Source organism: Roseobacter sp. TSBP12 (assembly GCF_009129705.1).
Classification (GTDB): domain Bacteria; phylum Pseudomonadota; class Alphaproteobacteria; order Rhodobacterales; family Rhodobacteraceae; genus Celeribacter; species Celeribacter baekdonensis_A.
Genome location: NZ_PYIB01000044.1, coordinates 1 through 14,234, shown reverse-complemented (window position 1 = coordinate 14,234; position 14,234 = coordinate 1). Strand labels below are relative to the sequence as shown.

General features: G+C 58.5%; 16 protein-coding genes and 1 tRNA gene. 14 read left to right on the top strand and 3 right to left on the bottom strand.

Translation table 11 applies throughout. The features are described 5' to 3' along the window. Positions 1-63 precede the first annotated feature (63 nt). The 13 genes from C8029_RS13100 (at position 64) to C8029_RS13040 (ending at position 10,082) form a co-directional block, all read left to right on the top strand. On the top strand, positions 64-429 hold the full coding sequence (locus tag C8029_RS13100; RefSeq protein ID WP_009573885.1) for an ArsR/SmtB family transcription factor: 366 nt from the start codon (positions 64-66) through the stop codon (positions 427-429). Continuing rightward, positions 426-1,463 carry a permease gene (locus C8029_RS13095; protein WP_009573886.1) on the top strand — a complete coding sequence of 346 codons (1,038 nt, stop codon included), beginning with the start codon at positions 426-428 and terminating at the stop codon, positions 1,461-1,463. The genes C8029_RS13100 and C8029_RS13095 overlap by 4 nt, the downstream gene beginning before the upstream one ends. A 127-nt stretch (positions 1,464-1,590) precedes the next feature. Beyond that, on the top strand, positions 1,591-2,871 hold the full coding sequence (locus C8029_RS13090; RefSeq protein WP_009573888.1) for a Na+/H+ antiporter NhaA: 1,281 nt from the start codon (positions 1,591-1,593) through the stop codon (positions 2,869-2,871). 210 nt (positions 2,872-3,081) lie between these two features. Continuing rightward, positions 3,082-3,735 (top strand): ABC transporter ATP-binding protein, encoded by a 654-nt coding sequence (locus tag C8029_RS13085; RefSeq protein WP_009573890.1) that lies wholly within the window; start codon positions 3,082-3,084, stop codon positions 3,733-3,735. Continuing rightward, complete coding sequence (locus C8029_RS13080) at positions 3,719-4,081, top strand: hypothetical protein (protein WP_152003062.1); 363 nt, start codon at positions 3,719-3,721, stop codon at positions 4,079-4,081. Before C8029_RS13085 ends, C8029_RS13080 begins: the two co-directional genes overlap by 17 nt. 89 nt (positions 4,082-4,170) lie before the next feature. Further along, the gene (locus C8029_RS13075) at positions 4,171-5,556 is read left to right on the top strand and encodes a KpsE/RkpR family capsule polysaccharide export protein (RefSeq protein ID WP_152003061.1); all 1,386 of its coding nucleotides are present in this window, start codon (positions 4,171-4,173) and stop codon (positions 5,554-5,556) included. A 259-nt stretch (positions 5,557-5,815) separates the two neighbouring features. Next, on the top strand, positions 5,816-6,148 hold the full coding sequence (locus C8029_RS13070) for a hypothetical protein (protein ID WP_226946331.1): 333 nt from the start codon (positions 5,816-5,818) through the stop codon (positions 6,146-6,148). Then, positions 6,145-6,324 (top strand): hypothetical protein, encoded by a 180-nt coding sequence (locus tag C8029_RS22420; protein WP_226946330.1) that lies wholly within the window; start codon positions 6,145-6,147, stop codon positions 6,322-6,324. Before C8029_RS13070 ends, C8029_RS22420 begins: the two co-directional genes overlap by 4 nt. Before the next feature lie 188 nt (positions 6,325-6,512). Continuing rightward, positions 6,513-6,587: transfer RNA gene (locus C8029_RS13065), tRNA-Gln, on the top strand. Positions 6,588-6,779: 192 nt separating this feature from the next. Continuing rightward, complete coding sequence (locus C8029_RS13060; RefSeq protein ID WP_009573896.1) at positions 6,780-7,334, top strand: metallophosphoesterase; 555 nt, start codon at positions 6,780-6,782, stop codon at positions 7,332-7,334. A gap of 762 nt (positions 7,335-8,096) precedes the next feature. Then, a complete protein-coding gene (locus C8029_RS13050; RefSeq protein ID WP_009573897.1) occupies positions 8,097-8,867 on the top strand; it encodes an AraC family transcriptional regulator in 771 nt (256 codons plus the stop codon). Between the two features lie 93 nt (positions 8,868-8,960). After that, complete coding sequence (locus C8029_RS13045; RefSeq protein WP_009573898.1) at positions 8,961-9,350, top strand: cupin domain-containing protein; 390 nt, start codon at positions 8,961-8,963, stop codon at positions 9,348-9,350. Between the two features lie 42 nt (positions 9,351-9,392). Next, entirely contained in the window at positions 9,393-10,082 is a 690-nt protein-coding gene (locus C8029_RS13040; protein WP_009573899.1) for a GNAT family N-acetyltransferase, read from the top strand. A gap of 469 nt (positions 10,083-10,551) precedes the next feature. Here the strand turns inward: C8029_RS13040 and C8029_RS13035 are convergent, their stop codons facing one another. The 3 genes from C8029_RS13035 to C8029_RS13025 form a co-directional block, all read right to left on the bottom strand. Beyond that, positions 10,552-11,619 carry an alkene reductase gene (locus C8029_RS13035; RefSeq protein ID WP_009573900.1) on the bottom strand — a complete coding sequence of 356 codons (1,068 nt, stop codon included), beginning with the start codon at positions 11,617-11,619 and terminating at the stop codon, positions 10,552-10,554. Between the two features lie 112 nt (positions 11,620-11,731). Continuing rightward, positions 11,732-12,139, bottom strand: coding sequence for a winged helix-turn-helix transcriptional regulator (locus tag C8029_RS13030; RefSeq protein WP_009573901.1), 408 nt, complete (start codon positions 12,137-12,139; stop codon positions 11,732-11,734). Positions 12,140-12,683: 544 nt separating this feature from the next. Beyond that, entirely contained in the window at positions 12,684-13,043 is a 360-nt protein-coding gene (locus C8029_RS13025; RefSeq protein WP_009573902.1) for a winged helix-turn-helix transcriptional regulator, read from the bottom strand. Positions 13,044-13,122: 79 nt separating this feature from the next. Here C8029_RS13025 and C8029_RS13020 point away from each other — a divergent pair, with 79 nt between their 5' ends. Next, on the top strand, positions 13,123-14,109 hold the full coding sequence (locus C8029_RS13020; protein WP_009573903.1) for an NADP-dependent oxidoreductase: 987 nt from the start codon (positions 13,123-13,125) through the stop codon (positions 14,107-14,109). The last annotated feature ends 125 nt before the right edge of the window (positions 14,110-14,234 follow it).

The window sequence follows — 14,234 nt, the reverse complement described above, 5'->3', positions numbered from 1 at the left end:
GACTCATTTTTATATTTCTAGAATTATGAAAATGAATCACAGATACGCACAGGAAACTCCGCCATGAGCGCCCCCCATTCTGACGACATTTCCATAGCCGAAGCGGCAAGCACCTTTGCCGCCCTTGGCTCCGAACAACGCCTCACCGTGTTGCGCACTTTGGTGCGAGCGGGTCCAAAGGGATTGACCATTGGCACGCTGGGAGAGCGCACCGGGATCACCGGCGCGACCCTGACCCATCACATGAAAATCCTCGCGGCCACAAAGCTTGTGACACAAGAGCGCCACGGGCGATCTATTCTGTGTATCGCGGCCGATTACGATGAGTTGGAGGGGCTTTTATCCGCCCTTCTGTCCGAATGCTGCGCCGATTGCGACGCAGACACCTGTACCCCAGAGGCCCATTGCCATGAAGGACCAGTGTCATGACTGATCTCAGCCAAACCCCGCCGAAACTCCCGATGCTGTGGAAAAAGACCGACAAAGCCCTGTTGCTCGCGGGTTTGGTCCTTTTGGCCGTCGCGCTGTTTGACACCTCGGCGCTGTGGGACACGATTCTCTTTACGGCAGAGGCGCTTTGGGCGGCGGCACCGTTTTTGCTGTTTGCCATTCTCGCCACGGCCTATGTCAAAGCCTCCGGTGCAGAGACATTGCTGTCCAAGGCTTTCGAAGGTCGCGAGTTGCGCATGATCATGGCGGCCGCAATTGTTGGTGGTGTGTCGCCGTTCTGCTCTTGTCAGGTCATTCCCTTTATTGCCGGGGCCTTGGCCGTTGGTGTACCGCTCTCTGCCGTCATGGCCTTTTGGTTGGCCTCGCCATTGATGGACCCGGCCATGTTCATCGTCACGGCCAACGGGTTGGGCGTGGACTTTGCCATCGCCAAAACCCTCGCTGCGGTCTGCATTGGCCTCATGGGCGGCTTTGGCGTCAAACTCATGGGTGGCACCGCGCTGTTCGCGGCCCCTTTGAAACCGCGCGCCGCGCCGTCTCGGTGTGCGTCGACCGCGTTGCGAGGCACGCCAAACTGGAAGGTCTGGACCGAGTCCAAGCGCATCGAGAGTTTCCGCGGCAATTTTCGTGAAAACCTGATGTTTCTTGGCAAATGGATGTTGGTTGCCTATGTGCTTGAGGCGGTGATGATCCGCTATGTACCTGCTGATATGATCGCCTCAGTGATGGGCGGTACCGGCCTACGCCCCATCCTGATCGGAGCCGCCATCGGTGCCCCCGCCTATCTCAATGGCTATGCCGCCGTGCCCCTGATGTCCGGGCTTTTGTCCCAAGGCATGTCTGGTGGCGCGGCGATGGCTTTCATGGTGGCGGGCGGCATTTCCTGCATCCCGGCGGCGGTAGCGGTCTGGGCACTGGTCAAACCGCGCGTCTTTGCCGCCTATATCGGCTTTGCCCTCATCGGGGCGGTGCTGGCCGGAATAATCTGGACCGGTTTCCAGACTATTTTCTGATCAACTCTTGGAAATCGCCATGAAAACTGACCCCTGTTCGACGGCAACAGGGGTTTGCATGCTTGCCCTACCCCCTTGCTTGGATTATTCCCCAAGCACGCATGGGTACAGGGATCGGAGGGCACATATGTACAAGGTCTGGAATTTCGTCACGAACTATTCGCTTTTGCTGATCATCGGCGCAGTTCTTGCGTTGATCTGGGCAAACACGGATGCGCAGTCCTACCACGCCTTCGTCGAGTACCCTCTGGCGGAAAATTTCTTTATCGGTCATCCGCATATGGATGAGGCCGGACATGTTCACCGGACCCTGACCCTGCATTACCTGTTCAACGACGTGCTCATGGCCTTCTTCTTTGCCATTGCCGCAAAAGAGGTCTGGGAGGCTGTGATCCTCAAAAACGGCTCTTTGCGAGGCAAAAAGGCGGCCACCCCCCTGATCGCCACCTTGGGTGGGATGTTGGGGCCGATTGTGGTCTATCTTGGACTGGCCATGGTTTTGGGCTCGGACACCTATGATGCGGTCAAAAACGGCTGGGCCGTGCCCACCGCCACCGATATCGCGTTTTCCTATCTCGTCGGCCGGATTGTTTTTGGCGCGGGGCACCCTGCCGTGCGCTTTCTGTTGCTTTTGGCCATCGCCGATGATGCGGCGGGTCTTGTGATCTTGGCGATCTTCTATCCGACCGGCGAACTGGCCGTTCAGTGGCTGTTGCTCTCTATCGCCGCTGCTGTGCTGGTTTTTGTGCTGGCCAACTGGTTGCCGCGCAAACTGGACGCCGGCAAAGAAGTCCGCCCAACCTCGACCTGGGTGCGCCAGTCCTTGTCCTATTGGCCCTATCTGATTGCCGCCTGTATCTCGTGGTACGGCTTCATGCGCGCCGGTATTCACCCGGCTTTGGGCCTGTTGCCGATTGTTCCGACCATCCCGCATGCCGACCGCGCCTTTGGCCTGTTTGCCGATGCCGAACAACACCTCTCCGATCTGTTGAACGACATCGAACACAAGCTGAAAACCCCGGTTGAAATCATTCTGTTTTTCTTTGGCCTGCTCAATGCCGGTGTTGAATTCAACGCCATCGGTGATCCGACATGGCTGGTTTTGGGCGGGCTGTTGATCGGCAAACCTGTGGGCATCCTGATCATGGGAGCGCTGGCGGCGCATGTGTTCCGACTGGGCCTTCCGGCCGGGATGCGCACGATTGATCTTTTGGTGATCGGCTGTGTCGCCGCCATCGGCTTTACCGTGTCGCTGTTTATCGCCTCGGTCGCCTTTGACGCCGATACGATGCTTGGGTCAACCCCGGTTCAGGCCGCCGCCAAGATGGGCGCGCTGTTCTCCTTCGCCGCCGCGATCATCTCGATTGTCGCCGGCAAACTGTGCCGCGTTCAGAAACAATCGGCGTAAAACACGCTAAAATCACGGAATCGTTTCTAAAATGAGGCAAAACCACAGGGGCTATACGCTGGTTTGGCCTCACTTTTGCCACATGAAAGCAGTCTGAGATGGATTTATCGCGGGCGTCTCGGCATAATTTCGACAAAATGGCGGATTAAGACGCCCCATTAACAAAAACCCGTTAAGGGTGGTGTGTAGGCAGTATCAGGGCGCGTAACTATGCTCGAGTTCGACAATGTGAGTAAGTCCTTTTGGACTGGGACGCAGCGCAAGGTGATCCTTGATCGCGCATCTTTTCGCGTGGAACTTGGCAACAGTCTTGGCATCCTTGCCCCGAACGGCACCGGCAAGACCACGATCATCAACATGATGAGTGGTTTGGAAAAACCCGACGAGGGCGAAATTCGCCGTGGCTGTCGTGTGTCTTTCCCACTTGGGTTCATGGGCGGGCTGATCGGCAAACACACCGCGCGCGAAAACGTCCGCTTTATCGCCGAGCTTTACGATCTCGATCCCGATTATGTCGAGGCCTTCTGCCGTTGGCTCTGTGAGCTCAAAGAATATTTTGATATGCCGGTGGCAACTTATTCGGCGGGGATGCGATCCCGCCTGTCTTTTGCGCTTTTGCTGGCGCTTGATTTTGACATCTACCTGATCGACGAAGGCATGCCGTCGACGGCGGATGTGAATTTCAACCGTAAAGCGGGGAGCATTCTGCGCGAGCGGCTTGAACATGCCACCATCATCGTGGTGTCGCATCAGGCCGCCACGCTTGAGAAATTCTGTCGTTCGGCGGCTGTTTTGAGAAACGGCAAGCTTTACATGTTCGACACATTGGAAGAGGCCAAGGCGCTCTATGACTACGAAGGTTAAAGCTCAAAAATTCCGGGTGCGCCGCGCGCCGCGGGCCGCAACGCCCGCCGTACAAGGGGGAGAGACCCCCATCGTCGATGCCACAGGCCAAGCCCCGTCAAAAGAAGCGGCAACTAAGGCCTTTGATGACGACAAATTGTTTGACAATGACGCCAGCGCCGATGGCTTTGGCGATGCACCTTTTGCCGGGTCCGCGGCGGCACAAGCGGCAGCACAAAAAACGCCGCAAAAAACGCCCGGAACCGAGACCCAAAACGCGGCCCCCTCCGCCACGGGGCGCGGGGGCCGGATCAAAGGCGGCGTAGCCGCGCCCTTGGCCAAACCACAGACACCAACACGGCGCTGACCGGCGATGTCACCCCCGCGGATGAGGCCAGCATTGACGCCGAAATTGACGCCATCCGCCGCGAGGGCCTGACCGGGCGCCAATTGCGCATGGCGCGGCGTGTGGCGCAAAAGCACGGCATTGCGGCCACTTCTGATTTTGACGCGGTGCGTCAGTTGCGCAAACAGGGGATTGATCCGTTTCAACGCGCCGCGATATTGGATCTGGTCACGACCGAGGGCAAACCGCCCTCACGGGAGTTGACTACCACCGAGGGCCCAAAACTTCCGAAGACCATCGACAACGCCCCAAAACTGCCGTCCAAAGATATTTTGGAACGGCTGACCCGAGAAGACGAGATTTCCACCATTCAACGCGACATCGCGCGGCGGCGGCGGCGCAAAATGCTGCTTTTGATCGCGCGTTTGGCCGTTTTTGTTGGCATCCCAACGATTCTGGCCGGGATTTATTTCTATACAATCGCAACGCCCATGTACGCCACGCAGTCGGCGTTTTTGATCCAACAGGCGGATTCCGCCGGGGGGGCTGGCGGTTTGGGCGGCCTTATGGGCGCGTCTGGGCTGGGTGGCGCTCAGGATTCGATCGCGGTTCAGGAGTTTCTTGAAAGCCGCGACGCCATGTTGCGTCTGGATGCGGACGCCGGGTTTAAGGCGCATTTTTCCTCTGACGCGATTGACCCGATCCAACGCCTGCCGCAAAACCCGACCAATGAACAAGCCTATAAAGTCTACCAGGAGCGCGTCAGCATCGGCTATGATCCGACCGAAGGGCTTTTGAAAATGGAGGTGGTCGCGGCGACGCCCCAGACCTCTCAATTGTTCAGTGACATGTTGGTCGAATATGCCGAGGAAAGCGTGGATCATCTGACCCAGCGGATGCGCGAAGACCAAATGAAAGGCGCGCGTGAAAGTCTTGATGACGCAGAAGCCAAAATGAAAGCGGCGCAAGAAAAAGTTGTCCTTCTGCAAGAACAGCTTGGCATTATCTCGCCCGATGCCGAAACGGCGGCGATCATGGGTCAGGTGTCCGGCTTTGAAACCCAGCTTCAGGAAAAGAAACTGCAACTGCAACAGCTTTTGGACAACCCGCGTCCGAACCAGGCCCGCGTCGATGGCACCCGTGGCGACATTGGCCGCCTTGAAACGCTGATTGCCGAACTGCGCTCGCAGTTGACACAGGCCACAGGTGCCTCGGGGTCCTTGGCACGTATTTCCGCAGAATTGCGGATGGCGGAGGTGGACCTTGCCACCCGTCAGACGATGGCCCAACAGGCCATTCAGTCGCTCGAAATGGCGCGGATCGAGGCCAACCGTCAGGTACGCTACCTGTCCCTGTCCTCGCGTCCCATCGCCCCGGACGAACCCACCTATCCGCGCAAATTCGAAAGCACACTTTTGTCGATGCTGCTGTTTTCGGGCATTTATCTGATGGCGTCTTTGACCGCGGCCGTGTTGCGCGAACAGGTCTCTGCCTAAAGCGTTGCGCTATAAACCTGACTCACGGGTTTATGGCGAAACGTCCACACCATTGATACGTCTGGCGGCGTCACGCCTTTGCCCTGTCTCAGGAGAAAGGCGGAACGCTTTAAACCTGAAATCATGATGGCCCGCCCTCAGCAAAGGGTCGTGCGGGTCCTTGTATTTGGCCCCCCCCTGCGACAGTTTGGCACGACGGAGTGGCACAGGCCCCGCGTATTAAAAGCATTCAACACGCGGAATGTGAAAGGATCGCATCATGAAACGCTTCCCCCTGTCGCTTGCCCTGCTGGCCGCCCTCCCCCTCGCCGCCCTGCCCGGCCTCACATTGGCACAGGGGTTTGGTGCGGAGTTCATGACCAACTGGGATTTGGATGAAAATGGTCAAGTGACGCTTGCCGAGGTGCAAGAGCGTCGTGGCGATTTGTTTTACATGTTTGACGCCAATGAAGATGGCATGTTGAATGACGACGAATATGCCATGTTTGACGAAACCCGCGCCGCAGACCGCGAAATGCATCTTGAGGCATACGGGAGTGTTCCGGGACAAGGCCAAGCTATGGGTCAGGGTCAGAGCCAAGATCAGGCATGAGCCAAATGGCGGTCGGCATTGACGCCGTTCAAGACGCCATGACCCGACGCTTCAATGACATGAATGGCGACGGCGTGGTCACGCGCGACGAATTCATCGGCAATGGCGCGCAATGGTTTGCCCGTATGGACCGCTCAGGCGACGGCGTAGTGACGCTTGCGGACTTTGGCCAATAGGGACCAAAGCAAAACCGCGCCCGCGCCTGATGCCCCGCATATCCTCTCTCCGCCTCGATAAAATCCGGAGAGAGGCCCTATCGGAAACCGCAGTTAGGGCCTCCGGCAAATTCTTTCATTCCAAGTCAAAGAATTTCACGAAAAGGGCTTGCACACTTCCCAGCAAGCGACTAATTAGCCCCCCACGTTGGGATGTAGCCAAGTGGTAAGGCAACTGTTTTTGGTACAGTGTACCGTAGGTTCGAATCCTACCATCCCAGCCATTTCACACCTGTTGTGACGTTCGCCCAAGATTGGAACTTATCCGGTCTGACTTGGAACTTTGTCCGGGCAAGACTGGCACTTAGTGCTGTTTTGAGCGCCGAGGCCTCCAGACCCTTGCTTTCTTGGCAGACATTTGCGCCGTGGCGGTCTGTCTTCTAGACTGAAGCCTGACGAACACGGAGGGCACGGAAATGGCCAACTGGTATTCGGCCGACCTGCATTTCGGCCATCACCGCATCATCGACTTCTGCAAACGCCCTTTCGCCTCGACCGGCGAGATGAACGCAGCCCTGATCGCGAATTTCCAAGCCTGCGTTGGTCATGATGACGACCTCTGGATACTAGGTGATTTCGCCTTCGGTAGCGCCGAAGACAGTGCGCAGTTCGAGAACTGGTTTCACAGCCTCCCCGGACGCAAGCACCTCATCATTGGCAACCACGACGACGAAGCCGTCATCTCCTTGCCTTGGGTCAGTACCGAGTACATGGCCGAGATCCAGGACGGCGATCAGAGCCTCGTTCTGTGCCACTATCCGATGATTACCTGGAACGGCGCCCGTAGGGGCGCCCTGCAGTTGTTCGGGCACGTGCATGACCAATGGCCCGGCTCACGTAACAGCGTGAATGTCGGCGTGGATCAGTGGCAATTTCGCCCCTTGCAGATCACAGACATCGCCAAGCGTGCCTCAAAGCTTCCGGTGAATAAACACTGGCAAGATGTGGAGCACGGGAACGAACTCAGCTGACAAGGATGGCTGCAATGAGATCGGTGTTTCGGGGGCAGACCGACCACTCTGGCTGAAGGCAGGTGGCCTGTTGCAGCTGCCAGCTGCAAGGAATGCCAACATATGATTTCTCACGTTACCGTTGGAGCGGACGACATCGCGCAGGCAGAACGCTTCTACTCGGCGTTTCTCCCATGAGATGCAGGGGCTGTGATCCAGACAGCGGACGCTCAGCAAAGCGACGCTGCTGTCGGTGATGCTGCAGAGCACTCTACCGTCAGAGATGCGCAAAAAGCTGGCGTTGCAAACTCAGCCTTCTGAGGCGATCAGGCGACCTTCCATGCTGCCGCGCGGCGAATGGAAACCGCCGTTCGCTGCAGGTGCATCATCCATTAACCGCCGACCGGCAACAGTGCTGACTTTGCGGCCGTTCGCTGCGACTGCACGGTATCCTGTGACCTCGTCAACTCACCGGACCCAAAGGGCGGAGAACGGACCTTCGCTGCGCCCGCAAACTAAAATGGGGAAGCCGAACAAAGCGGCCGCTCGGGGCCGCCGCACAATATTTTTCGGGGTGCATCTGCAGCGAAGGTCGACAGTGAGCCCAAACTGACCGCGTCGATCTTGAGTGAGTTCGCAGTTGCAGCATGGGCGCGCCGGTAGCTACCAGCCCACAGCCGACGGTTGCTCCTGACTTTGCGCGTGATTGTCAAATTGACATTTGCCAGCTACTCCGTCCGTATGAAGCTAAAGATAGTCTTTTTATCGCCGGAGCGACAGAGGATGATCGACCGCTACGAGCGCGCGGATCGTTCTGCGGTCGGTTTTTCGATGGATTATCCGAACGGGCTGGCGTCGGGCATGCACAGCCATCGCAAGGCCCAGCTTGTTTACGCAATCTCGGGGATGATGCACGTCACGACTGCGGAGGCCAGTTTTCTGCTTCCCCCCACGAAAGCACTGTTCCTGCCTGCAGAAGTGGAGCATTCCATCTGCATGGAAGGCGACGTTGCCATGCGTGAGGTGTTCATGACGCGCGGTCTTGGCGAGGCCATCGCTTCGGCCCCAAGGGTTCTGACGGTCAGCCCCCTCTTGCGGGAACTGGTCCTGGCGATCTGCCAAGAGCCGGTCGACTGGCCCGAACAAGGTCGGACCCCGCATCTTATCGCGCTCATCATCGAGGAAATCCGACGGGCCAAGACCGTTATGACTCGCTTGCCGCAACTTCGCGACCCTCGCCTCGCGCCCATAGCCCGTACCATATTGGACACTCCCGCCGATCCCCGCACACTGGAAGATTGGGCCGAGGTTTGCGGCGCATCGGCGCGGACATTGGCGCGACTGTTCGTTCAGGACACTGGCATGACCTTTGGACAGTGGCGTTTGCAGGCGCGGCTGAACGTCGCCTTTATCCTTCTGATGACCGACGGCGAAATTGCCCTCATCGCGTACAAGGTCGGTTTTGCCAGCCAGTCAGCCTTTGGGACCGCCTTCCGCCGCACCTTTGGCATGACACCGGCGCAGGCCAGGACAATCCACCTCGATCCAGCATAAATCTGTCCGTTTCGCTACAAAACTTGTCCTCCTGTCTTTCAATGAACTGTTGATAGTGCGGGTCAGATCATCACTGCTGAGAAAGGCACACAGATGGGCAATCCCCTGTTTTCGGACATCGGCATCATACGCGCAAACGAGCTTGAAGAAGGCCCGATCACGCCAGGCCAAATCCGCCGCAAGGCACTGGAAGTCGGCGACCTTTGGGTCGGCGAATGCCACGTCACTGCGCTCGATCAACCCAGCCAGTGGCACCACCACAAAGATTTTGACAGCGTCATGTATATGCTGTCGGGCCGTATTCGCGTCGATCATGGCCCGGGCGGAACGAAGTCCTTTGAGCTTGGCGCTGGAGATTACGCCTATTTTCCCCGCCGCGTGATCCACCGCGCCCAGATCCTTGAGGGTGAGGACGTGCGCTATGTATTCCTGCGCGTCGGCCAGGGCGAGACACTGGAAAATGTTGACGGTCCAGACGCCTGAGGCAGACGGATCTATGTTTGGAATTGCAAGAAGGAGCCTGAGATGGCCGAAGACCTGTCCCACTGGACCCCGCGCCCCGAACCCCAAACTGAACCGATGGAGGGGCATTTCGTCCGGCTGGAAAAACTGGACGCTGCGCGCCATGCCGATGGCCTGTTCGACGCTTCTGCCCAGCCGGACGGGGAAGAGCGGTTCCGCTGGTTGCCCGATGTCCCACCGACGGATCGCAATGTCTTTCGCGATTGGGTCGAGCAGTCCGCCGTCAGCAAAGATCCGATCTTTTACGCGGTGATCGACAAGGTCTCGGGAAAGGTTGCGGGGCGGCAGACCTTCATGCGGGTGGATCGCGCAAACGGAGTAGCCGAGATCGGTCACATCTATTGGGGGCCGCTCGTGTCACGTCGGCCCGCGGCGACCGAGGCGCTGTTCCTTTTCGCCCGCCACATCTTCGACGACCTTGGCTATCGCCGCCTTGAATGGAAGTGCAACAATGAAAACCTGCCGTCCAGACGGGCGGCCTTGCGCTTTGGTTTCCGGCCTGAAGGGGTGTTTCGCCAACATCTCATCGTGAAGGGTCGAAATCGCGATACGGCCTGGTTCTCGATGCTGGACAAGGAGTGGGCGAAGCTGCGGTCGGCCTACGAGGCATGGCTGTCACCCGCGAACTTCGATGAGTCAGGAGACCAACGCAGGAAATTGCAGGAGTTCCGCGCGGAAGCGGAAGCCGATTGACCACCTGTCAAGGCGGTCCAGTCACAGTGCGAAGGACCGCCTTCCGCCCTTCTTCAGGATACCGCGGTAGCGAAGCGCCAGATGATGCGCGCGTAGCGAGCGGCAGAAAAGTCCGCAGTGCCGCCACTCGCCTTCCGATTTCGCGTTGATTTCGTGTGCAGCCGCAGCGAAAGTCGGCAGTGAGCCCTTACCACCGGACTATGCAGGCGCAGTATTTCGCCCATGCAGCAATTCGAAATCGGTGCTCACGGCCATTCGTCCATCGTGCAGCATTTCGGAGGGGGAAGGTCACCAGAGCGGACTTTGCGGCCGTTTGCAGCACCTTCTCAGTTTGCGCTGCAACGGCAAAGACACAAGGAAGGGCGGAACGTGACAGCGGGACGAGACTTGTAAATGTCTCGATCCGGCCGCTCGCATTATCCGTTTAAAACGGGGCGGCCGGATCGAGAAGATTGCCTTGGCAGAAGCTTCAGTCGAGAGGCGGGTAATCGGTGTAGCCCTGCTCGCCACCCACATAGTGCGTGGCGGGGTCGGACGGCGCCAAGGCGACGTCACGACGGAAGCGTTCCGGGAGATCAGGGTTGCTGATGAAGAGCGTCCCGAACGCCACGGCATCGGCCAGACCGGTGGCTATCGCCTGTTCGGCAGTTTCGCGATCATATCCGACGTTCACGATGAACTGACCGGTAAACCGCTTTCTCGCTTCGGGTGCCAACAGCTTTAGGCCGTCCGGAAGCTGGACCGGCTCCATGAAGTGAAGGATTCCCACCTTCCGCGCTTCGAGGGCTTCGACGGCAAACATGTAAGTGCCTTCCAAGTCGCTATCGCCCATGTCGTTATAAGGGATCCGCGGCGAAAGACGAACGGACACGCGGGATGGCCCAAAAACTCGGATCGCGGCATCGGTCGCTTCGAGCAGGAAACGGGCGCGATTTTCGACAGGGCCACCATAGGCGTCTGTTCGTTTGTTTGGCCCGTTTTCGAGGAACTGGGCGGGCAGAAAGCCATTGGCACCATGCACCTCCACGCCGTCGAAGCCCGCATCTTTTGCTGCGCGTGCGGCGGTCTCGTAGTCTTGGATCGTGCTCTGGATCTCCTCCAAGGTCATCGCCCGGGGCGTAACGGCAGGCTTCGGTCCTTCGGGCGTAAAAACCTGGCTGTCGAAGGGAACCGCCGATGGCGCGACTGGCAGGGCACCGCCGTGGAAGTCGGGATGCGAGGCCCGGCCCGTATGCCAGAGTTGCGCGAAAATGAGGCCGTCGGCCTCGTGCACGGCCTGGGTGACCTTTCGCCAGCCTTCAATCTGGTCATCGGTGTAGATCCCGGGCGAATTCGTCCAGCCGATCGCTTGCTCGCTGATCTGCGTGCCTTCTGTGATGATCAGGCCAGCCGTGGCGCGTTGCGCGTAATAGCGTGCGGTCAGTTCGTTCGCGACGCGGTCGGGTGACCTGCTTCGCGACATGGGGGCCATGAAGACGCGGTTCTTGAATTCGAACGCGTCGGTCTTCAGCGGGGACAGTAGTTTCAGGTCGGTCATTTGACACTCCAGTTGATCTGGAGTCTAGGTATACATCGTAGACCTGGTGTCAATTAGGCACTTAAGAGTGACGTAGTAGGTCCGAGGTAACCTGAAATCCGCCACTCCGCGCCTAATCCGGACGCTTTCCAACCTGAACGCCGCCGAAAGTTTCATCCGATTGTCGATCATCAAATACCTCGCGTGCCGCATCGACCTCGACGAGATGGTCCAGCGTCCATTGGTGCAACGCGCGAAGTGGCATTTGCAGAGAGAGGCCAAGCTCGGTGATCTCGTACTCGACAGCCACGGGTGAGAGGGAGACGACGCGTCGGTTGATCAACCCGTTGCGTTCAAGCCGACGAAGACATTGTGTCAATGCCTTCTGGCTGACGCCCTCCAGCCGCCTGCGAATGACGTTGAACCGATGCGGTCGCTCGGACAGGATCGCCAGTACCATTGCCGACCACTTGTCGGCGATCTGATCGAATAGCCCGCGGCTGCGGCAGTCCGAGGAGAAGCAGATCGTTTCCAGTTCCATGGAGGGGCCCCCTGACGCTTCATCCAAGATGAGTATTTAACGCGCCTTGGTATCCATCGTAAACCTTCATATCACGAAGCGCCGCTCGCATCTAGGACGTCGGGCCCTTGTGAAAAAAAGCGTTTTTGCCATCGTGGCGGCAGACACCCCGCCGATGCGTAACGCGTTATGCTTCATACTCCGGTGGCGGGAGCGCCAGCTGTCGCCCATCTACGACTACGACGAAATGGACTGTTGCCCATGTGAAGAGGGTTTAGCATGCCGCGGTCACTCTGGCTCGGAGCCGCCTTGCGGCGGCGCAGCACGACGCCAGATTTCGGAGTTCCGCCAATGTCGGGACCCGACGGCTCAGTGGGGCTGTCTCGCGCTCGTGGCGAATGTCGGATCTCCGCCCAACATAACGTCCGCTGAGCCAGCACCAGCCGATCTTTCGCAACGGCAGCGAACGGCAGGAAAGTCCGCAGTGCCGCCGCTCGCCCTCCGGTTTGACGCTGATTTCGTTTGCAAGTGCAGCGAAGGTCGGCAGTGAGCCCTTTGCAGGCATTCAGGAACCGCCGAGTTCGCGTTGATGCTCATTGGCCCAAAGGCATAGCTCTTCGAAAGGTTGCCGGAGCGAATACCCTAGAGGTGTAATCGCATATTCGACGCCCGGAGGCAGCGTCGGAAGCACCTTGCGGCTGATGAATCCGTCGCGCTCCAGCCGTTTCAACGCATCTGCAAGCGACTTGTGCGTGATGCCGTTCAGACGCCGTTTAAGCTCATTGAAGCGCACGGGTTCCGCGCACAGGACGATCAGGATCAAGATCGTCCATTTGTCGGCAATCTTGTCGAGAACTGGCCTGATCAGCGGCACATCTTCAAGTGCAAGGCTGGCACGGGCTGCGAGGTCGGTATCGTCGATCATATCTAGGCTATCCAAGGTGCGTTCTTGCGCTAAGATATACGGCGTATATCTGAGAGGGGTCAATCAAAAGGACCTCAAGATGACCAACACGACGATGAAAGCACTGGCGGCGATGGACTACGGCCGCCCGGAAGACCTGGTGATGATCCAAAGCGCTATCCCGTCGGCGGGTCGCGGGCAGATCCAGGTGCGGATCAAGGCGGCGACGATCAATCCCACCGATCTGCGCGTCATCACAGGCGGATACAAGGACATGCTTCCGGTGAGCTTTCCCTATGTTCCGGGGAACGATTTCGCAGGCATCGTCACCCAGGTCGGCAAGGACGTAACGGCCTACGAGGTTGGGGACGAAGTCTTCGGTCAGGCCCTTCCGCGGGATCTGCGGGCGGCGTGCTCGCCCACCAAACCCTCTGTCAGCACAGGCTCCCTGGCTGAATACGCAGTCTTCGAGGCGGACACTCCCCTGCTTGCGCACAGACCCGATTCAGTTCCGGTCGAAACCGCAGCAGCCTTGGCGATTTCGGGAATGACCGCCCGCGCGCTCATGAAGATCGCTCAGATGGAAGCAGGAACATCCGCCTTGATCATCGGGGCGACCGGTGGGTCCGGCACGTCTTTGGTATCGCTGCTGGCAAACCAGGGCATCCGCGTGACCGCAACGGCCGGCTCATCTGAAAAGGCGGACATGTTGCTGCGTCTTGGCGCTGTTTCCACAGTTGGTCATGATCCTGCAGACTATCCCAAGGATGTGGATGCTGTCTTTAACATGGCACTTTTCGAAGACCGTATCTGGCACGCGGCTGCAAGCCTCAGAACTGGGGGCAAGCTCCTCTCGATCATGCACCCTGCTGCAACCGTAGCTGATCTTGGGCGTGACGACGTGGAGTATCATTTCATGCTGGATATGGACGGCGTGTATGGAGGCATGCCGGACGTCGCGGAGGCCGCAGGCAAGGGCGAGCTGACCGTAGAAATCAGCAAGGTTTTCCCGTTCGATCACGCGGTCGAGGCCGTTGTGGCCTATGCCAGGGAAAAGCTACCCGGGAAGATCGTCGTCACATTCTGACGCGCAGGTCCGAGGGAATGAAGGTCTGGTTTGTCCGCTCAGCTGACATCCGACCCTCGAAAATGCTGCGGGGTGGACGAATGGCCGGTCTGACGGGCCGCACCGCGGCAACACGGGAGTCTGGC